The organism is Chryseobacterium turcicum (assembly GCF_021010565.1).
GTDB classification, from domain to species: Bacteria; Bacteroidota; Bacteroidia; order Flavobacteriales; family Weeksellaceae; genus Chryseobacterium; species Chryseobacterium turcicum.
On sequence record NZ_JAJNAY010000001.1, the window covers coordinates 87492 to 108624 of the forward strand.

Annotated in this window: 21 protein-coding genes; 17 read left to right on the plus strand and 4 right to left on the minus strand. The window is 35.6% G+C overall.

Annotation, left to right across the window (positions count from 1 at the left end; all coding sequences use genetic code 11):
• Positions 1-124 precede the first annotated feature (124 nt).
• From LO744_RS00410 to ribH, 11 genes are all read left to right on the plus strand, one after another.
• Positions 125-1483, plus strand: coding sequence for a c-type cytochrome (locus LO744_RS00410; protein ID WP_230666282.1), 1359 nt, complete (start codon positions 125-127; stop codon positions 1481-1483).
• 24 nt (positions 1484-1507) lie between these two features.
• Positions 1508-4570 carry a TAT-variant-translocated molybdopterin oxidoreductase gene (locus LO744_RS00415; RefSeq protein ID WP_230666284.1) on the plus strand — a complete coding sequence of 1021 codons (3063 nt, stop codon included), beginning with the start codon at positions 1508-1510 and terminating at the stop codon, positions 4568-4570.
• Positions 4571-4600: 30 nt separating this feature from the next.
• Positions 4601-5998, plus strand: a complete 1398-nt coding sequence (nrfD, locus tag LO744_RS00420) for an NrfD/PsrC family molybdoenzyme membrane anchor subunit (protein WP_191179538.1) — start codon at positions 4601-4603, stop codon at positions 5996-5998.
• On the plus strand, positions 5985-6506 hold the full coding sequence (locus tag LO744_RS00425; protein ID WP_066678849.1) for a DUF3341 domain-containing protein: 522 nt from the start codon (positions 5985-5987) through the stop codon (positions 6504-6506). Before nrfD ends, LO744_RS00425 begins: the two co-directional genes overlap by 14 nt.
• Positions 6499-7188: a c-type cytochrome gene (locus LO744_RS00430; protein ID WP_230666286.1), complete on the plus strand. Its 690-nt coding sequence runs from the start codon at positions 6499-6501 to the stop codon at positions 7186-7188. The genes LO744_RS00425 and LO744_RS00430 overlap by 8 nt, the downstream gene beginning before the upstream one ends.
• Before the next feature lie 8 nt (positions 7189-7196).
• The gene (locus LO744_RS00435) at positions 7197-8528 is read left to right on the plus strand and encodes a quinol:cytochrome C oxidoreductase (RefSeq protein WP_230666288.1); all 1332 of its coding nucleotides are present in this window, start codon (positions 7197-7199) and stop codon (positions 8526-8528) included.
• A 147-nt stretch (positions 8529-8675) separates the two neighbouring features.
• Entirely contained in the window at positions 8676-9695 is a 1020-nt protein-coding gene (locus LO744_RS00440) for a hypothetical protein (protein WP_230666290.1), read from the plus strand.
• A gap of 52 nt (positions 9696-9747) precedes the next feature.
• Positions 9748-10938, plus strand: coding sequence for a hypothetical protein (locus LO744_RS00445; RefSeq protein WP_230666292.1), 1191 nt, complete (start codon positions 9748-9750; stop codon positions 10936-10938).
• A 3-nt stretch (positions 10939-10941) separates the two neighbouring features.
• Positions 10942-11478 (plus strand): adenine phosphoribosyltransferase, encoded by a 537-nt coding sequence (locus LO744_RS00450; RefSeq protein ID WP_230666293.1) that lies wholly within the window; start codon positions 10942-10944, stop codon positions 11476-11478.
• Between the two features lie 161 nt (positions 11479-11639).
• Entirely contained in the window at positions 11640-12350 is a 711-nt protein-coding gene (locus LO744_RS00455; RefSeq protein ID WP_230666295.1) for a YfgM family protein, read from the plus strand.
• 3 nt (positions 12351-12353) lie between these two features.
• Entirely contained in the window at positions 12354-12869 is a 516-nt protein-coding gene (gene ribH / locus LO744_RS00460) for a 6,7-dimethyl-8-ribityllumazine synthase (RefSeq protein ID WP_230666297.1), read from the plus strand.
• Positions 12870-12901: 32 nt separating this feature from the next.
• Here the strand turns inward: ribH and LO744_RS00465 are convergent, their stop codons facing one another.
• The 3 genes from LO744_RS00465 to LO744_RS00475 are packed head-to-tail and all read right to left on the minus strand — an operon-like array spanning position 12902 to position 14744.
• Positions 12902-14062 (minus strand): glutathionylspermidine synthase family protein, encoded by a 1161-nt coding sequence (locus LO744_RS00465; protein ID WP_230666299.1) that lies wholly within the window; start codon positions 14060-14062, stop codon positions 12902-12904.
• A gap of 5 nt (positions 14063-14067) precedes the next feature.
• Positions 14068-14397 (minus strand): hypothetical protein, encoded by a 330-nt coding sequence (locus tag LO744_RS00470; RefSeq protein WP_230666301.1) that lies wholly within the window; start codon positions 14395-14397, stop codon positions 14068-14070.
• Positions 14397-14744, minus strand: coding sequence for a hypothetical protein (locus LO744_RS00475; protein ID WP_230666303.1), 348 nt, complete (start codon positions 14742-14744; stop codon positions 14397-14399). Before LO744_RS00475 ends, LO744_RS00470 begins: the two co-directional genes overlap by 1 nt.
• Positions 14745-14789: 45 nt before the next feature.
• Between LO744_RS00475 and ypfJ the strand changes: the two genes are divergently transcribed.
• The gene (ypfJ, locus tag LO744_RS00480; protein WP_230666305.1) at positions 14790-15650 is read left to right on the plus strand and encodes a KPN_02809 family neutral zinc metallopeptidase; all 861 of its coding nucleotides are present in this window, start codon (positions 14790-14792) and stop codon (positions 15648-15650) included.
• A gap of 39 nt (positions 15651-15689) precedes the next feature.
• On the opposite strand, the gene LO744_RS00485 is transcribed toward ypfJ, so the two are convergent.
• Positions 15690-16529: a GLPGLI family protein gene (locus LO744_RS00485; protein WP_230666307.1), complete on the minus strand. Its 840-nt coding sequence runs from the start codon at positions 16527-16529 to the stop codon at positions 15690-15692.
• 145 nt (positions 16530-16674) lie between these two features.
• Between LO744_RS00485 and LO744_RS00490 the strand changes: the two genes are divergently transcribed.
• The 5 genes from LO744_RS00490 (at position 16675) to sufD (ending at position 21133) form a co-directional block, all read left to right on the plus strand.
• Positions 16675-17004 carry a HesB/IscA family protein gene (locus LO744_RS00490; RefSeq protein WP_230666309.1) on the plus strand — a complete coding sequence of 110 codons (330 nt, stop codon included), beginning with the start codon at positions 16675-16677 and terminating at the stop codon, positions 17002-17004.
• Positions 17005-17070: 66 nt separating this feature from the next.
• A complete protein-coding gene (sufB, locus tag LO744_RS00495; RefSeq protein WP_230666311.1) occupies positions 17071-18519 on the plus strand; it encodes a Fe-S cluster assembly protein SufB in 1449 nt (482 codons plus the stop codon).
• A 9-nt stretch (positions 18520-18528) separates the two neighbouring features.
• Complete coding sequence (uraH, locus tag LO744_RS00500) at positions 18529-18945, plus strand: hydroxyisourate hydrolase (RefSeq protein WP_230666313.1); 417 nt, start codon at positions 18529-18531, stop codon at positions 18943-18945.
• Between the two features lie 33 nt (positions 18946-18978).
• Positions 18979-19722, plus strand: coding sequence for a Fe-S cluster assembly ATPase SufC (gene sufC, locus LO744_RS00505; RefSeq protein ID WP_230666315.1), 744 nt, complete (start codon positions 18979-18981; stop codon positions 19720-19722).
• A 103-nt stretch (positions 19723-19825) separates the two neighbouring features.
• Complete coding sequence (gene sufD, locus LO744_RS00510) at positions 19826-21133, plus strand: Fe-S cluster assembly protein SufD (protein WP_230666317.1); 1308 nt, start codon at positions 19826-19828, stop codon at positions 21131-21133.

Here is a 21133-nt window from a genome sequence, read left to right on the forward strand (position 1 = left end):
GAATAGTTACAAATTAAACCTATATGACATTTTACCTTTTGCTAAAGCCGTTAAATTCTTCTTAAAAATATTATTTTTGCGGGATTGATACACATTCAATATTTACTAACATAAGATAATTTAAATGATTAGTTGGAGAAAGCATTATAAAAAAGGGCTGATTGCGATAGGGTTATTGCTATCAACAAGTGCTTCAATTTACGGGCAAGAGGGAGATCCTAAAAATGGCGAGAAGCTTTTTAAGGCAAACTGTACGGCATGTCACGCATTAGGAAAGCAGGTTATTGGACCTGATTTGAAAGGTGTTGTAGACAGGCTGAAAACTGAACAAGGTTTAGACACAGATTGGCTTCACAAGTGGATTAAAGACAATAAAGCACTTAGAGCTTCTGGCGATAAGTATGCGAATGAAGTCTTTGAAAAATTTAATAAGACTGAAATGTTGGCATTTCCTAATCTTGCAGATAAGGATATTGACGATATTTTAGCATATACAACTAATCCACCTGCTCCGGCACCAGATCCAGTACCTGCTGCAGGAACACCTGGAGATACAGCAAATGCAGCTCCAGCAAACAATACTACTTCAAGCATTGTGATTATTTCACTTATTGCTATTGCTGGATTATTAGCTTGGATTTTAATCAAACTAAGACAACTTGTAAAATTAGGTCAGTCTGAAGAACTTTCATCTCTTAATGAGACTAGAGTAAAATCTTTCAGTGAGATCTATGAAAAGTACCACTATATCGGTAAAGGAGCTTTAGCAATTCTTGCGCTTTTAGCAACTTACGGTATTTGGAACTGGATTATGTGGATTGGTGTTTACAAAGGGTATAAGCCTGAACAACCTATCTACTTCTCTCACAAAATTCACGCTGGAGAACAAAAAATCGACTGTCAACTGTGTCACTCAAGTGCTAAATATGGTAAAGTATCTGAAATACCTTCTATGAACGTTTGTATGAACTGTCACAGAACTGTTTCTGAATACAACGGTAAATACATGGAGCCAGGAAAAGATAAAGCATTCTACGACGGAGAAATCCAGAAGATTTATGCGGCTACAGGTTGGGATGCTGAAAAACAACAGTATACCGGGAAAACTACTCCTGTAGAATGGACAAGAATCCACAACATGCCAGATTTCGTTTACTTTAACCACTCTCAACACGTAGTAGCAGGTGAGAAAGCGATTATCAATTCATTTAACAAGAAAAATCCTGACAATAAAATCGACGTAGTTTGTAAAGCTTGTCACGGAAAAATCGATACAATGAACGTTGTACAAATGGCGAACGATTTCACTATGGGATGGTGTATCGAATGTCACAGAACAACCGAAATTGATATGAGCAACGGTTATAATAAAGAATACTTCAAAAATCTACACGAAAAGCTTAAAAAGCAATACCCGAAAGATGGTGGTAAAATCACTGTAGATGCAATTGGAGGTCTTGAGTGTGGTAAATGTCATTATTAATAACTAAAAAATTAGAAGTATAAAATGGCTTCAAACAAAATACAATTTAGAAGTATTCACGAACTTAAAGACCCTGCCTTAAACGGTAAGCTGGCTCTTAAAGAGTTCCAAGAAGAAATTCCGGTAGAAGATTTTCTGGAAAGTGCCGAAAAAACTGACGGTACATCGAGAAGAGATTTCTTGAAAATATTAGGATTCTCTACTGCAGCCGTAACTTTGGCTGCTTGTGAAGCTCCGGTAATCAAAACGATTCCTTATGTAGTAAAACCACATGAAATTATTCCTGGGGTTCCCAACTTCTACGCTTCAACATATTTTGATGGTTTCGACTTTGCAAGTGTTTTAGTAAAAACAAGAGAAGGTAGACCCATCAAAATAGATCCAAACCCGGCAGCTGGAGATTTAGGTAAAACTAATGCCAGAGCTCAGGCAAGTGTACTTTCTCTTTATGATAACGACAAAGTAAAACAGCCAAAATTTGAAGGTAAAGATGATACTTTTGATACGGTAGATACTTTTACAATCAAAGGTCTTGAAGAGGCTAAAGCTTCTGGAAAAAAGATTGTTCTTTTATCTCAGTCTTTTGCTTCGCCTACATTCAAAAAATTATTTTCTGAATTTAAAGCGAAATATCCTACAGCTGAATTAGTAACTTATGATGCTTTCCCTTATTCTGCAGCTTTAGATGCAGCTCAGGAAGTTTTCGGACAAAGAGCATTACCGGTTTACGATCTTAAAGGATCTGAATTGGTGGTTGCTTTCCAAGCTGATTTCTTAGGAGACTATAATGCAGCGAGCTTAGAAACTTCTTATGCAGCAGCAAGAGTTCCGGGGGCAAACATGTTGAGACACATTCAGGTTGAATCTAATATGTCTTTAACGGGTGCAAACTCAGACTCTAGATACAGAGTAAAACCTAGTGATGTAAACAAAGCTTTGGTAGAAGTTTACAACGCTATCGTTTCAGGATCTGCACCAACAAGTAAAGTTGCTACAGAAATTGTAAAAGAATTGCAAGCTAAAGGAAGCAAAGCGGTTGTTTTAGCAGACGGTTCTAAAGGTGCACAAGTTTTAGCACACTTAATTAACCAAAAATTAGGTTCAGTTGCTTTCACAGGTAAAGCAAACTTCTTAAAAGAATTTGACAACGCAAGATATCAGGAATTTTTAGGATGGGTAAATGCAGGACAAGTTGGTGTATTGATTACCAACAACGTTGATCCAATTTATTCTCACCACAAAGGTCAAGATTTCAAAAAATCTTTGGCTAAAGTTCCTTATGTAATTGCTGTTACAGATAAGAAAAACGAAATGTATAAAGCAGCGAAAGCTGTAATTCCGGTAGCTAACTGGCTAGAATCTTGGGGTGATATGGAACCTCAGACAGGAGTTTATACATTGATGCAGCCAACTATCCAAAAAATTTACAAGTCAAGACAGATTGAAGAGTCTTTATTGGTTTGGAAAAATGGTAAAAACAATGCTGCTAATAATTATTATGATTATTTAAAAGCTAATGCGACTTCTGTTTTAGGAGGAACATCTTTCAACAAAGCTTTATACAATGGTATCGTGCCTTCTGCTAATGCTACTACTCTATCTTATGCAGGTGGAAATGGTGCTCAGGCGGTAGCAGAATTAGGAAACTTTAAAGCTTCAGATTTAGAATTAGTACTTTATACAAAGACTTCTATCGGAGACGGAACTCAAGCAAACAACCCTTGGTTGCAAGAATTACCAGATCCTATTACAAGAATGTCTTGGGATAACTATTTAACGATTTCTACTAAAGATGCTGAAAGATTAGGAATAGAAAACAGTCTTAATGCAAGAATGCAGCTAGATGGTACTCTTGTAAATCTTACAGTAAACGGAGTAAAAATAGAAAATGTACCTGTATTTATTCAGCCAGGTCAAGCTGACGGATCTGTCGGTCTTGCTTTAGGATATGGTAAAAAAGATTCTGGAACAACTGCAGATACAGGAGTAAATGCTTATTCTTTATTTGACGGTTCAAACTTGGTGATTTCAAACGCTTCAATTGAGAAAACGGGTGAAGAGCACGAGTTTGCAGGAGTTCAGCTTCAGAATACATTAATGGGACGTTATGAAATTGCAAAAGAAGTTCCTTTAGCAGAATTTATTAATGTACCTTTCGATGATCAACAAAAAGGATGGAACAAGCCTTTGGAATATCATACCATCAGTGGAGCTCTTCCAGCAGGTAAAATTGACCTTTGGGATGCTTTTGATGATACAGATGGTCCTCACTTCAACTTATCAGTAGACTTAAACTCTTGTACGGGTTGTGGAGCTTGTATTATTGCTTGTCAGGCAGAAAACAACATTCCTGTAGTTGGTAAAGAAGAAATCAGAATGTCGAGAGATATGTTCTGGTTGAGAATTGACCGTTACTATTCATCTGAACAAAAAGTGACTGTTTATGATGGTCTTAAAGAAGGAATGGCAGTGCCAGAACTTTACGGAAGTAGTGTATTAGGTATTGAAGGTGCATTAGAAAACCCAGCAGAAAATCCAGATGTGATCTTCCAGCCGGTAATGTGTCAACACTGTAACCACGCTCCATGTGAAACTGTTTGTCCGGTAGCGGCAACTTCACACAGTAAGCAAGGACAAAACCATATGGCTTACAACAGATGTATTGGTACAAGATATTGTGCAAACAACTGTCCGTACAAAGTAAGACGTTTCAACTGGTTTACTTATAACTTGAATGATAAATTTGATTTTAATCAAAATAATGATTTAGGAAGAATGGTTCTTAACCCTGACGTTGTTGTAAGAACAAGAGGGGTAATGGAGAAATGTTCAATGTGTATTCAAGAAACTCAGGCAACGATTTTAACTGCCAAGAGAGAAAATAGAAAGGTAACAGACAACGAATTTAAAAATTCTTGTGCTTGTGCAGCAGCATGTTCTACTGGAGCAATGCAGTTTGGAGATATGAATGATAAAGAATCTTCAGTTAGAAAATTATATTCTAGCAACAGAAGATATCATTTACTTGAAGAGATCGGAACCAAGCCAAATGTGTTCTATCACGCTAAAGTAAGAAATAGAGTATAAAATAAAGTTTAAATAATAAATAGGTAAAAAATGTCAGGACATTACGAAGCTCCGATAAGGGAACCTCTGATTATTGGTCACAAAACTTATCACGATATCACAGAAGATATTGCACGACCTATCGAAGAAAGAGCAGGTAAATTATGGTGGATCTCACTATATGCAGCCTTAGTTCTTTTCATCTACGGATTCGGCTGTATCGCTTATACTATCGGGACAGGTATTGGAGCATGGGGGCTTAACAGAACTATTAACTGGGGTTGGGATATTACCAACTTCGTATGGTGGGTAGGTATCGGTCACGCCGGAACCCTAATCTCAGCAGTATTATTATTATTTAGACAACGATGGAGAATGTCTGTAAACCGTTCTGCGGAAGCAATGACAATCTTCGCAGTTGTACAGGCGGCAATCTTCCCGTTGATTCACATGGGTAGAGTTTGGGTAGGATACTGGGTATTTCCTCTTCCTAACCAGTTTGGTTCACTTTGGACTAACTTCAACTCGCCTCTACTTTGGGACGTATTTGCAATCTGTACGTATTTCTCTGTATCAACAGTATTCTGGTTTATCGGTTTGATTCCTGACTTTGCTATGATCAGAGACAGAGCTAAAACTCCTTGGACTAAGAAAATCTATACCCTACTATCTTTCGGATGGGGTGGAAAAGCAAAACACTGGCAGAGATTTGAAGAAGTATCTTTGGTATTAGCAGGTTTAGCAACTCCATTGGTATTCTCTGTACACACTACGGTATCTTTTGACTTCGCAACTTCAGTTATTAAAGGATGGCACTCTACGATCTATCCTCCTTACTTCGTTGCTGGAGCAATCTTCTCAGGATTTGCAATGGTACAAACACTATTGTTAATCGCTAGAAAAGTTTGTCACCTTGAAGATTACATCACTATGTATCATATCGAAATTATGAACATCGTAATCGTTCTTACAGGTGGTATGGTAACAGTAGCTTATGCAACTGAATACTTCATCGGATGGTATTCTGGTTCAAGATATGAAGACTTTACTTACCTTTCACCAGGTGCTGCAATAGGACCATATTGGTGGGCGTTCTGGGCGTTGATTATCTGTAACCTTGTTATTCCGGCGTTGTTCTGGTTTAAGAAAGTTAGAACAAACATTATTGCAACATTTATCATTGCATTAATTATCAACATCGGTATGTGGTTTGAGCGTTTCGACATTATCGTAATTAACCTTTCAAGAGATTACTTGCCTGGTTCTTGGACGATGTTTAAACCAACTATTATTGACGTAGGTGTATATTTAGGTACAATCGGATTCTTCTCTGTATTATTCTTATTATACGCAAGAACATTCCCTGTAATTGCACAGGCAGAATTAAAATCGATCTTGAAAATCTCAGGTGAAACTTATAAAGTAAAAGAAGGAGATGAGCACCACTAAAATTGTATACGGACTTTATGCTGATGACGACGATCTAATGAACGGCGTTAAAGCATTCAACGATAAAGGAATTGCAATAAACGAAGTTTATACCCCATTTCCTGTTCACGGCCTAGACAAAGCTTTAGGTTTAAAGAAAACTAGAATTTCTGATGCTGCTTTCATCTATGCACTTTACGGAGTTTCTATTGGTTTGACGGTTACTTGGTATATCATGAACCACGACTGGGCACAAAATATTGGTGGGAAACCATCTTTTAACTGGGTAGACAACTTCCCGGCGTTTATTGACCCGATGTTTGAATTGATGGTATTCTGTGCAGCTCACATGATGTCTCTTACTTTCTTTGTAAGAAATAAAATGTATCCAGGAGCTCCTGCACAAAACCCAGATCCAAGAACGACAGATGATAAATTCTTAATGGAATTTGTTACTGAAGATGTAGAATCTGTAAAGCAGTTGCTTATCGAAACGGGAGTAGAAGAAATAACTGTTAAAGATGCTTAAAATGAAAAAGAATGTATTAAAAATTACAGCAATTTTAGGTTTAACTACAGTTTTACTTAATTCTTGCGGACCGAATGAAAATGCACCTCTAGTATATTTCCCGGATATGTATTTCCCTGTGGCATACGATCCGTTGATGAAAGCTCAAGATGCTTATTCAGATCATGAAAATGAAATTCCTGCATTTGTAAGAAATAACGGTGCAACCGGCCTTGCTCCTGTAGAAGGGTCAGTAGCTCAAAATAAAGATGGCGTTTTTGAAGAAGGTAAACTTCCTAAAACTCCGGACGAATACAACGCAGGCTATGATGCTTCAAAAGCAATAGGCGTTTCTCCTCTTAATCCCGCTAATGCAGCGAAAGATATAGAAAGAGGTAAAATGCTTTTTGATCATACTTGTTCAGCTTGTCACGGAACTGGTGGTGACGGACAAGGATCAATCGTACAAAGTGGAGCTTATTCTGGTGTACCAAATTATGCAGATAGAGAAATCACTGTAGGATCTGTACATTATGTATTAACAAACGGTAGAAATGCTATGGGATCTTATGCAGGACAATTAAATCCTGGAGACAGATGGAGAGTGGCAATGTATGTAATGAGTGCTTTCAAAAAAAGCGCAGCTCCGGCAACGGCAGCGGCAACTCCAGCAACAACTGAGACTACCGAAACTAAAAAATAAGAAAAGAAATGTATAGTTTTTCACCAAAATTAAAATCAACTTCTATTATCCTTCTTGTTGTAGGTTTAGTTCTATTTGCTGCAGGTTTCTTTTTAAATAAAGGACTTACTACAGAAAACATAGAACACATGATGGAAGCAGTTCATTCTGCAGGTCATGATGCTCCTACGCATTCAAGCGAAATGATAGGACCTCAAGATCACGCTGCTCACTTAGAGCATGCAACGCTTCAGGTTCACAACCAACCATTAGCTTCACTTCACTTTGTAGCAGTATTTTTCTTCGGAGTAAGTTGCGCAGTATTATTTTTCTACTGTATTCAGCACGCAGCTCACGCAGGATGGCCAATTATTATCACAAGAGTAATGGAAGCTATTGCTTCTTATATTCCTTGGGGTGGTGCTATTTTAATTATCATTATGATTCTTAACATCACGCACAACGGTCACCTTTTCCATTGGATGGATCCTGAATTGACAGATCCAGAATCTGCACATTTTGATGTTATCTTATTTGAAAAAAGAATATTCTTAAATATTCCTTTCTATGCAATCAGAACTTTTATCTATGTAATTGGAGCTTCGTTCTTTGCTTGGAAATTAAAAGCTCAGTCTAAAAAAGTAGACGATACAAAATCTTTGGTTGAGTATCAGTTCCTTTACAGATGGGCAGTAGGATATATCGCATTCTTCGGGTTTGCTTCTGCAGCTTGGGCTTGGGACTGGTTGATGTCTATTGACCCTCACTGGTATTCTACAATGTATATCTGGTATTCTATGGTTAGCTGTCTTTCAAGTGGTATTGCGGTAATCATTCTATTAAGTGTATATCTTAAGAAAAATGGTTTCTTACCTCAGTTTAACGACAATCACTTGCACGATTTAGGAGTTTTCCTTTTTGCTACAAGTATGCTTTGGACGTACACTTGGTTCGCACAGTTCATGTTGTATTGGTATGCCAACATCCCGGAAGAAGTAAATTATTTCTTCGGAAGATTTGAGCACTACTCTCCTACTTTCTTGCCAATGCTTGTTGTTAACTTCTTATTACCACTATTGGTATTGGTAAGCAGCAGCATCAAGAGAAATTACAAAGTAGTAACGATTATGGCAATTGTGGTAATCTTGGGTCACCTTTTAGATTATTTCAACATGGTAATGCCAGGAACAGTAGGACCTTACTGGAATACTCCAGAAGTTCTATTACTAATATTAGGTGCTGTTTTATTTGTATCAGGATTATTTATGTTTACAGTGCTTTCAGCATTAGCTAAATTAAAATTGATCCCTACAGGTAACCCTTACTTACACGAATCTGAAATTTATGAGTATCCTTTCTAAGGACTTGTAACAAAATAAATTTTGAAAAGACTGATTATAATAATCAGTCTTTTTTTTTGCACTAATATGAAATCAGGCAACCATTTCAAAAATAGTACGTCGTAAGAATAGACTTTATTGCTTACCTTTTAAACTAAATAAAAAACTATGAAAAAAACTTATTTCTTAAACTTTCTGTTTATCATTCTGTTCAATGTATTGAATGCCCAAAGTATTACTTTCGTTTCCGAAAAAACAAATGCTCCCCTTCCTAAGGTTTCGGTATTTGGGAAAAACGGAAATATTCTTGCAACCTCAGACATCGACGGAAAAATTGAAAAATCAACTCTTTCGCCGGAACAAGAAAAATTTCAGTTGATATATGATAACATTTCTATTGCAACACTTTCATTTAATGAAATCAATAAAGATGTTGTAAAACTAAATGACAGAGTAAAAGATATTGAAGCAGTGGTTATTAAAAATAATAAACCTGCAAAATATGTTCGTATCAGGGGTAACTTCAACACCTATGTTACTTTAAACAGTAAACTAAATTGCTACGCAGACGGCGTTATCACCTATGTTTTTGATAATAAAACTAAAAAGCTGAAAAGCGCAAATGTAGAACAATACCGAGTGTACAGATTGGAAGATGCTAAAAATGAAAAAAAACAAACCGGATCTTGGGATTACAATAGCTTTTTAGATTTACCTAAATTGAAGGATGTAGGAAATATTGAAGAATACAAATCTAAAAACGCAAAAATAAAAGAACTTAAAGGCAATAAAAAAGACGAAATAGAAATTACAGGAGAAGCGTTACAGGAAAAAGAATTGGCATTATTCGGTTACAGAATATATGACATCAAGGGGATCATCAACCACTCTTACGAAAAAGATTCAAAAAAGACTTTAAGAGATTTTCTTGAATCTAATGAAATCGCTTTCATCAAATTGAAACACAAAACTGAGCCCAATTACAATCAGATTATTTCATACCGAAACTTTTATCCTACAGAATTAGATTTCAGTGATGATAATAGTGTAGAAGGAAAAGTGAAATTTAATAAAGACAACAGCAGCTACCATTCAAAATACTGGCAAGATCCTTCGTTCCCAAATATGCAGGCTATTTTCAGCTCGTTTTTTAAAGATGATTTAAAAGAAAAAGAAAACAAAAAATAAAAAATCTGTATTAATAAAGGTTTTACTAAATTTGTCGTAAACCATAATTAAAATGAAAAAGTTTTCTTTGCTGCTCATCTTCAGTCTGTTGATGTTTACAGCATGTAAAAAAGATCATGTAGATGCGACTACGACACAGACTTTACAGTCGAGTATCAACGATATGGCGTCTAGTCTTACCACTATTAAGCAGATAAAATTCAATGAAGCGCTATATATTCTTAAAACTTTCGGTGTAGAAGCAGAAGGTGATGTGAACGAGTTGAAAGCATTGGGCCAGTTAATCAACGGCAAAAAAGTACCCGAGATATTATCTTTGGCAGATCAGGTTGCGCAGCAAAATGGCATCGAATGGGCAAGTACAGCTCCACCATCATTGGGAGAGATGAATATCTTCGGCGACGAAACGGCTAAAGAAAGTGATCCGAATGACGTAAAAGCAAGCTCACTAAGCATTCTTACTCAACTTTCAGGTGATACAGGAAATGGTCCTACAGCAATGCAAATAATCCCAAGATTAGTAGACAATGCAGGAAACCCGATTTCCTTTACAGGTGCTGGTTTAGAAACGACCTTAGAGGTATTCAGCAATGGTGTAAAGCTTTCAACAGCCAAAAACCTAATGCAGGATAATAACTTTAAAGGTTTTCATCTTAAATTCTCATCATTGCTAGCTTCAAAAATTGTTGACAACAAAATTGATATTACTGTTTCTGTAAAAACAACAGCGAAGACTTTTAAAATGTCAAAAATTGGGTTAGATGTAAATCCTTCAGCATTAAAGGTTCCTGAAGTACCTAAAACGGATTCTACGATGATTGAGCAAGATCCAAATGCTGTCATAGATCCTAGCAATCCTACGATACCGCCAACAACGACTACAGATCCAGCGACTGCAACTCCGGCGACACCAAAACAGCCGACTGCAGATCCTAAAAATACAGTAAGTAAATTTTTGAATAACGTAAGTTCACAAAATTTAAAAGCAGCTTTCGAATCATCAAGCAACCCAAGTTGGGGATCTTATGAATCGTTCTCAAACCCTACTTCAGGTTTTGGAGCTATTAAAAATGTAAGCATTAAAAACGTTACTACAAACGGAACCGGTACTAATGCTTCAAGTGTAAACGCAACATACGATGTGACCGATAAAAGCGGAAAAACAACTTCTCTGAAGGCTACTTTTGGGCTTAAAAATGTAAACGGAGAATGGAAAATATCAAGTTATAAGATTAATCCTTAACATATGGCGTCTCAGGAACTCATCAAAAAGTTGGAAGCAACCATAGAAAATATCCCTGATTTTCCGATTCCGGGAATTCAGTTTAAAGATATTTCTCCTATTTTTCTTGATCCTAAATTGTATGAAGCGGTAATCCAAGATTTGGTAAAATTCAGTAAAGGAAAAGTAGATGCAGTCTGCGGAATAGAAAGCCGTGGCTATCTTTTCGGAATTGCCATTGCAGCAGCTTTAGAGGTTCCATTTATTTTAATTAGAAAAAAAGGAAAACTTCCACCACCGATTATCTCCGAGAAATACGATTTGGAATATGGAAGTGCCGAAATAGAAACCAGAGAAGGACAAATAAAAAAAGGTCAGCGCATCTTAATACATGATGATCTTTTAGCAACCGGCGGAACGACAGAAGCAGCCGCAAAACTGGTAGAAAAGCAAGGTGCAAAAGTAGTACAGTTTAGTTTTTTAATTGGTTTAAAAGAGTTGAAAGGCGACGAAAAACTTAAAAAATTCAACGCTGAAATCTATCACACTTTAGAATATTAAATTTAGATTCAAGAAGTATATAAAATGATACAATAACCAATTTTACAGTTAATAATTGGCAAATCATTTTACTTTTTTAAATAAAATCAACAATCCCTTGCAAAGTATTTTGTAAATCACTCAGAAACAATTAAATTTGCAATTCAATTTTTTAAGAATTTATGGCAAAATTGGGAAAAAATGCTCCAAACGAGCAAGAAGGTAAAGAAACAGTGGAATTCTTTAAAGACCTTGATAGAGAGGCTTTAAACACAGAAAGGTTCCTAGAAAAATATCAGAAACCATTAAGTGCTGCTTTCATAGGATTAGTAGTAGGGGTTTTAGCGTATTTTGGATACCAACAATTTGTGGTAGCTCCCAAAAACACTGAAGCCGTAAAAACTTATTTGGCAGCACAGAAAAACCTTACTGAAGGTAAAGATAAAGAAGCTTTAGGTGGAAAATCTGCAGCTAACCCAGGATTTTTGGGAACTTTCAACGAATATTCTTCTACGAAAGTGGGTAAATTGTCTGCTTACAATGCAGGTTTATTAAAACTAAAAGAAGGAAAGTTTCAGGAAGCTCATGATCTTTTAGACAAATTTTCATCTGATAACAAAACATTGATGGCTATGAAATTTGGTGCAATGGCAGATGCAAAATCAGGTCTTAATAAAAATGACGAGGCATTAGCATTATTAGACAAAGCTGCTTCAGCTTCTGATGATCCGTACACTTCTTATTATTTTACAAGAAAAGCAGGTATTGTAGCTTTAGGAATGAAGAAAAACGCAGAAGCTAAAAAATACTTTGCAACAATCGACGAAAAATATCAGGACTACGACAACGGAATGTCTGATTCTTATATCGAAATGACTAAATATTTAAATTAAAACATGGCAACAGTTAATCTTTCAGATTACAAGCCACTTAATATAACCAATGCCGAAGATTTTTCTATCGGCATTGTTTTTTCTGAGTGGAATGACTTTGTAACATACAATCTACGTGACGCAGCTTTAGAAATCCTTGCAAAAGAAGGTGTAAAAGCTGAAAACATAAAACAGTTTTCCGTACCCGGAGCTTTTGAATTAAACTATGCAAGTATGCAGCTTTGTAAAGAACGAAAGTTTGATGCTGTCATTGCAATAGGATGCGTTATCAGAGGAGAAACTCCACATTTTGATTTCGTTTGTGATGCCGTAGCACAAGGTATTAAAGACTGTAATATTTTGACCGATACCCCAACTATTTTCTGTGTTTTGACTGACGATACCAAAGAGCAGTCAATTGCCAGGAGCGGTGGTGATTTAGGTAATAAAGGCGTTGAAGCAGCTGTAACAGCTTTAAGCATGATTCAATTTAAAAGAAATCTTTCTGATAAAAAAGGAAATATCGGCTTTGGAAATTAAACCCAAATCTATTGAAATAAAAAAGGAGCTTTTTACAGCTCCTTTTCTTGTATATAAATTTTATTTGAATCTATCAAATGAGGGATAAATCTACTTTGATTATTGGTAATTAAATGTACGCTTTCTCTAATTCCAATTCCTGCAGATTCTTGCCCAATAACCCAACTTCCGATGACAGGATAATTTCCCTCGAAATTTGGAAGCTCAAATAACTGCTGATAAATAAAACCTTCTTTGCCATAATCGCCTTCATTTTCTTCTATTGCAACATTATTTTTAAACAGACTCACATTGGCTCCTTCTCTTGAATAGATAGGTTTTTTAACGAAATCTTTTAAATGTTTTGCCTCAAAATAACACTCCAACAAATAGGGATGATTAGGAAACATCTCCCAAAGAATCGGCAAAATAGCTTTTGAGGAAAGAAGTATTTTCCATGCCGGCTCCATCCATTGAGATCTGAAATTATTTTTAACTAATTTTTCGCCAAAACCATCTTCCAGAATCCATTCGTAAGGATATAATTTAAAAATATACTCCATAATAGTTCTGTCTCCGGCAATAAACTCTTCAATATCTTCTGCCCAGCCAATATCTTGGATGGGAATAAATTCTGTTTCAAAACCTGCTTGCGTGGCACAGTCTCGTAAATATTCTACATTCGTTACGTCTTCAATATTCGTTAATGACGCAAAATATAGATAATGCGGGTTCATGTATTTTTTAAGATACATCCAATAATCAACCAGCTTTTCATGAATAGAATTAAACTGATCTTTGTAAGGAAACATCTCCTGCAGCCAATACCATTGAATGACCGAAGCCTCATATAAAGAAGTTGGCGTATCTGCATTAAACTCGAGTAACTTTAAATTTTCACCATCAAAACCAAAATCAAATCTCCCGTAAATGGAAGGATGATCCTCTTCCCAGCTGGTAATAATATAGCTTCTAAACCATTCCGGAATATTGAATTTGTCCCAAAGATTCTTTTCAATAATATAGTCTACAGCCTGAAGACACATCTGCCACAATTCGGTCGTTGCGTTTTCTATTTTATTGATTTCTTCTGATGAAAATTCGTAATAATGGCTCTCGTCCCAATAAAGTCCTTCCAAAGAATGATAGCCAAAACCGAGATTTTCAAGTTTATGTTCCCAATTTTTTCTGAATTGCGATTGTATTCTTTTCATAATATCTACGATGATGCTCTGAAACCATTTTTACCCAATCCTCCTCTCACCACATTTCCTTTATAAGAGCTTCTTCCTATATTAGATTTGCTGCTGATTGCATCACTGTAATACCCCGTTTTTTGATAAGCGCCATTGCTGTATCCTCCATACGGTCTGAATGCATGATACAACAAAAAACCAGTCATAAAACCATGCGATCTAGAATAAGATGCGGTAGTATCTGACCTCATGTAAACCTTTTTCTCCTTATCCCATTGATTGGGCTTTTCTTGAGAACAAGCAGCTAGAATGCCTGTGACGAAAAGCAATTTTATAGAACTAGACTTTTTCATTACTGAACGGTGATATAAAATTCGTATTCTTTTTTCACTTTGGCAATATGCTCATTTTCGGCTTCATCTTCTACAGCCTGCAATGTATCTCCTAAACTCGGAATGGTATCTCTTTTTATAATTTCTTTAAAGAGTTTATTGTTTTTCCAAATTTTATGTTTTGTAATTAAAACATCTACCGAGTCAATATGTTGTACAGAAAGCTCAGTTTCTATTGCCGATTTTTTATCAACATTTTCCACTTCATCTTCTTTCGATTCACTGTCGTCACAAGCAGTAATGCTCATTAAGCCAAATAACAAAAGAGCAATTTGAATTTTTCTCACTTTAGTTGTAATTTTTGACAAAAATATTATTTAAAATTTTAACTTTACTCTTAAAATTACTTTAATATGAAATGGACTGAAGACAGAAGCACAAACGTAGACGACAGGCGCGCTTCGGGCGGTAGTGGCGGTGCAATTGTTGGTGGTGGATTAGGCACATTAATTATCGCAGCTATTGTGTTTTTCCTGGGCGGTGATCCTTCGGCAATTCTTTCTTCAGGAGTTTCAAATACCGGAGCTCAAACGGAGCAAAGAGAGCTTACAGAAGCTGACAAAAAAATTGGTGAGATGATTGAAATGATTACCGCCGAAAACGAAGAAACATGGACTAAAGTTTTTGCAGAAAATGGCCTTAAATATCAACCAGCAAGAGTAGTTTTATTTAGAAGTAATACAGATTCCGGATGTGGTATGGCACAATCTGCAATGGGACCGTTTTATTGCCCGACAGATCAATCTGTTTACATGGACATGAGTTTTTTTAATGAGCTTCAAGAGAAATTTGGCGCTAAAGTAACCGAATTTACCGTTGCTTACGTAATGGCTCACGAAATGGGGCATCACGTACAAAATCTTTTAGGAACTTTAAATGAAACCGATAAAGCAAGACGTAGCAGAAGATATTCTGAAGCACAGCTTAATCAGATTTCTGTAGCAACAGAACTTCAGGCTGATTTTTATGCCGGAGTTTGGTCTAGAATTACCGGAGACAGAGAAAAATCCTTTATTGAACCCGGAGATTTAGAAGCCGCAATGAACGCTGCTGAAGCAGTAGGTGACGACAACATTCAGAAAAGATCACAAGGATATGTAAATCAGGAAAGTTTTACCCACGGCTCATCGGCTCAGCGTAAAGAATGGTTTATGAAAGGATATAATACCGGAGATATCAAACAAGGCGACACTTTTAGTCAACTTTTAAGATAATAAAAAAGGTCTGAAGAAATTTCTTCAGACCTTTTTACTTTATTTCAATTCTATAGGATTGCTATTTTGTTTAGCTTCTTCTTTTACCCTTTCTTCCATTCGCTTTCTCATATCGGCAGGATTTTGGTTTCCACCACCACCTCCAATTCTCATTGGAGCAGAAATTCCTCCACCTCCACGTTGATTATTCATAAAAGAAGCCGGATCAGTTTTATATTTTTCTTGTTGCTTTACATAGTCCGTTCTTTTTACTTTCATAACGTTCCCAAATGTAACCATTTCAGGAAAGTCAGAAATTTTATAGTTTTTCATTAAATCGAAAGAATAATCTCCTGTAGAATCTTCCGCTTTTACAATTAAACCGGGAAGACCATTAAATTTATAGGGGCCATCCTGATAAGGAAGATCTGTAGTAAACCAAGCGGTCCATTTTCTTCCGCCAAAATCGGTTTCTGCTTTTTGTACTTTATAATCACCAATTTTTGTGGTTTCAGAAAGAATTTTCCAATTTAAAGGTCGGTCTTCTTCGTAAGAATATTGATCTCTACCCAAGCGGTCTTTGTAAACAATTTTCTGATCTTTTTTATTTTTTTCAATCGTATAATTGATGTTTGACCTCAAACTTTCCATCTGATCTCTGTTAAACCCTCTCGCTCCCCCACTTTGAAAATTGGCTTTCATCACAGAATCTCTTTTAATTCTATTCTCAGAATAAAACATTGATTTTTCTGCTGAAATATCTAAATATGCGTTTTCAGTTTTAATTTCATCTTTATTACTCGCGTCAGATTTCGAACTTACCTGATACACAAATCTGTTGGTTTGTGCAAAAGTAACCTGTGCCAACAAGGCTATAGCAAGAATGCCTAATTTTTTCATTATTTTCCTGATTTATAGTTTTGATTTTAAATACTCATCAAAGTTAAAGCATCGATGATAAAAATCGATAAAATAAAAACGTCGATTTTTATTTACTGATTATTGTTTGTATTTTTGCAGGATTAAATCATTCTAAATAAATACAATGATAAAGGTTTCAGATCAAGCAAAGGTAAAAGCAATTCAACTGATGACAGAAGATGGCTTTAACCCTGCTGAAGATTATATAAGAGTTGGGGTAAAAAGCGGTGGATGTTCAGGACTAGAGTATATGTTAGGTTTCGACAATAAGCAAAACGAAACAGATCAGATTTTTGAAGACAACGGAATAAAAATCGTAGTTGAAAAAAAATCTATACTTTACTTGGCAGGTACCATTTTAGAGTATTCCGGAGGTTTGAATGGGAAAGGATTTATTTTCAATAATCCCAATGCATCCAGAACGTGTGGTTGTGGAGAGAGTTTTAGCTTATAATTAGACATTGGAAACATCGATTTAGTATAATCTAAATCTTAATTCTAATTTCTAAAATCTATTAAAATGAGTAAATATACTGAAGACGACTTAAGAGTCGATTTAGAAAATAAAAAATATGAATTTGGTTGGGAAACCAAAATCGATTATGAAGATTTTCCAATTGGTTTAAACGAAGATATTGTTCGTGCAATTTCTGCTAAGAAAGAAGAGCCGGAATGGATGACAGAATGGCGTTTGGAATCATTCAAGATTTGGTTGAAAATGACTGAGCCTGAATGGGCAAATATCAAGTATGAAAAACCAGATTTCCAAGCGATAAAATATTACGCTGCGCCAAAAGCAAATCCACAATTGGAAAGCTTAGATGACGTTGATCCAGAATTATTGGCAACTTTTGCAAAATTAGGAATCAACATCGAAGAGCAGAAAAGACTTTCAAACGTTGCTGTAGATATCGTAATAGATTCAGTTTCTGTAAAAACAACTTTTCAGGATACATTAGCTGAAAAAGGAATTATCTTCTGTTCAATCTCTGAGGCGATTAAGAATCACCCAGATTTAGTAAGAAAATATCTTGGAAAAGTAGTTCCAAGAGGTGATAACTTCTACGCAGCATTGAATTCTGCAGTATTTTCTGATGGAAGTTTCTGTTATATTCCAAAAGGGGTAAGATGTCCAATGGAATTATCAACGTATTTCCGAATCAATCAGGCAGGAACAGGTCAGTTTGAAAGAACACTTGTAATTGCTGATGAAGGAAGTTATGTTTCTTATTTGGAAGGTTGTACCGCTCCATCAAGAGATGAAAACCAGCTGCACGCTGCTGTTGTAGAATTAATTGCAATGGATAATGCCGAAATTAAATATTCTACCGTTCAAAACTGGTACCCAGGAAATGAAGAAGGAAAAGGTGGTGTTTTCAATTTCGTAACCAAAAGAGGACTTTGTGAATATAAAGCAAAAATCTCTTGGACTCAGGTTGAAACAGGTTCTGCTGTAACTTGGAAATATCCTTCTTGTATTTTGAAAGGTGATGGCTCAATTGGTGAGTTCTACTCTATCGCAGTAACCAACAATCATCAATATGCCGACACCGGAACTAAGATGATTCACATCGGAAAGAATACAAAATCAACCATTATCTCTAAAGGAATTTCTGCAGGAAAATCTCAAAACTCATACAGAGGACAGGTAAAAGTAATGCCTTCTGCAAAAGGAGCCAGAAACTTTTCTCAGTGTGACTCTTTATTGATGGGTAACGAATGTGGTGCACATACTTTCCCTTACATCGAGATTAAAGACCCTACAGCTCAGTTAGAACATGAAGCTACAACTTCAAAAATTGGTGAAGACCAGATTTTCTACTGTAACCAAAGAGGAATTGATACCGAAAGAGCAATTGCTTTGATTGTAAATGGTTTCAGTAAAGAGGTTTTAAATAAACTTCCAATGGAGTTTGCTATTGAAGCTCAAAAATTACTAGAGATTTCTTTGGAAGGTTCTGTAGGATAATTAAAACGTATGAAAAAGTTATTATACCTATTTTTTGTAATTATATTTTCAAGTGTTTCGGCTCAGGAAAATAAAGAATTTCAGCTTTCGAGCCATATTCTGGATATCACCCTTGGAAAACCTGTTGAAAATGTAGACGTGAAGTTGGAAAAATACAATGAAACTACAAAACAATGGATCTCGGTCATTAACAAAAAGACTGATAAAAATGGTAGAATTGGAGACTTTTTACCCAAAGGAAAAGATTCAAAAAGTAATTACGGAAAATATAAATTAATATTCTTTACAGAAGATTATTTTAAAAATAAAAACATGGAAAGCTTTTATCCATTTATAGAAGTGGTATTTCAGATTCAAGACAATCAACATTACCACGTGCCAATCACATTGTCACCTTTTGGATACTCTACTTACAGAGGAAGCTAGCATCAATCGACTAATAGAAAAGTACAACATAGAATGTTACAAATCAAAAACTTACACGCCAGAATTGAAGATGGCGCACAAATATTAAAAGGAATTAATCTTGAAATAAAGCCGGGCGAAGTTCACGCAATCATGGGACCAAACGGTGCCGGAAAATCTACGCTTTCATCTGTCATTGCAGGGAAAGAAGATTATGAAGTGACAGAAGGTGAAATTTTATTTGATGGTGAAAACATCATCGAAGATGCTCCTGAAGAAAGAGCTCACAAAGGTATTTTCCTTTCTTTTCAGTATCCAGTAGAAATCCCTGGAGTTTCTGTGACCAATTTCATTAAAGCTGCTTTAAATGAAAACAGAAAAGCAAACGGACTGGAAGATATGCCTGCAAAAGAAATGTTGGCAATGATTCGTGAAAAATCTGAGAAATTAGGTATTAAAAAAGATTTTCTTTCTAGATCATTAAACGAAGGTTTTTCGGGAGGTGAGAAAAAAAGAAACGAAATCTTCCAAATGATGATGCTAAATCCTAAATTAGCTATTTTGGATGAAACCGATTCAGGATTAGATATCGATGCTTTGAGAATTGTTGCAGATGGTGTAAATACATTCAAAAACGAAGGAAACGCCGTTCTTTTGATTACGCATTACCAAAGATTATTAAATTATATTCAGCCTGATTTTGTACACGTTTTAGCAAACGGAAAAATTATCAAAACAGGTGACAAATCTTTAGCATTAGAATTAGAAGCTAAAGGATACGATTGGCTTTTAAATTAATTTAAAGATTAAAAGCATTTAAATATTTAAAAAATTAAACGCAATATTTGTCATTCCGTAGGAATCTAAACTTCTTTACGACGGCAAAATAAACGTTCAAATAATGAGTTTAAACGAACAAATTTTAAACAATCACAGCGAATTTCTTAGTACACTTCGTCATCGTTTTTTAGATGAAACGAGAGTTGAAGCATTGGGGAAATTTGCTCAGATTGGCTTTCCTACAAAGAAAGACGAGGAATATAAATATACCAACATTAAAGAAATCATCGAGAAAGATTACAATTTTTTCCCGAAAGAAAGTCATAATATCACCAAAGAACAGCTTGATGAGCTGCATCTGGGTGAAGAATATTTTGACTGGATTGTTTTCGTTAATGGTCAGCTTCATAAAGAGCTTTCTAAAATATCTATCGAAAATGCAGAATTTTTGTCTTTCAATTATGCATTGAATGATGAGAATCACAAAGATGTTTTCGATCAATATTTTAATACGATTGCTGCAAAAGATTTAGCTTTTACCAATTTGAATCAGGCGTATTGCAAATATGGTTTTTTCCTGAAAGTGCCTAAAAATGTTGTGATTGAAAAACCAATCCATGTTTTTTACCTTTCTCAAAATCAGGAAGAAAACACGTTTTACAATACAAGAAACTTACTCATTGTAGAAGACGGCGCAAAAGTAGAAGTAATTGAAAGTCACCACAATTTTGATGAAACCTATGTTTTCACCAATTCTGTGACTGAAATTTTCACATCTCCAAACGCTAAAGCAGATTGGCATAAATTGCAGAATGACAGCGACACTTCTTATTTGGTAGATCATACGTTTGCAAAACAGGAAAGAGACAGTTTAACGACAGTAAATACATTCTCTTTTGGTGGGAAAATCGTAAGAAATAATTTAGATTTCATTCAAAACGGACCGAATATCAATTCTTTCATGAACGGAATCACGATTATCGGAAAAGATCAATTGGTAGATCATCACACTGCGGTTCATCACAATCAGCCAAACTGTGAAAGCTACCAAAACTATAAAGGTATTTTTAAAGATAAATCTCACGGAGTTTTCAACGGAAAAGTTTTTGTAGATAAAATCGCGCAAAAAACCAATGCTTATCAGCAGAACAACAACGTTCTTTTAAGCGAAGGTGCTACAATTGATACAAAACCTCAGTTGGAAATTTTTGCAGACGATGTGAAGTGTTCTCACGGTTGTACTGTTGGACAGTTGAATGAAGACGCTTTATTCTATCTAAGAGCAAGAGGAATTTCTAAAAAAGAAGCTCAGGCTTTATTGTTGTTTGCTTTTGCTAATGATGCGATGCAGAATATCGACATTGAGCCTTTAAAAGAGAAAATTTCAAAACTTCTTACAGAAAAATTGGAAGTAAGTATTGAGTTTTAA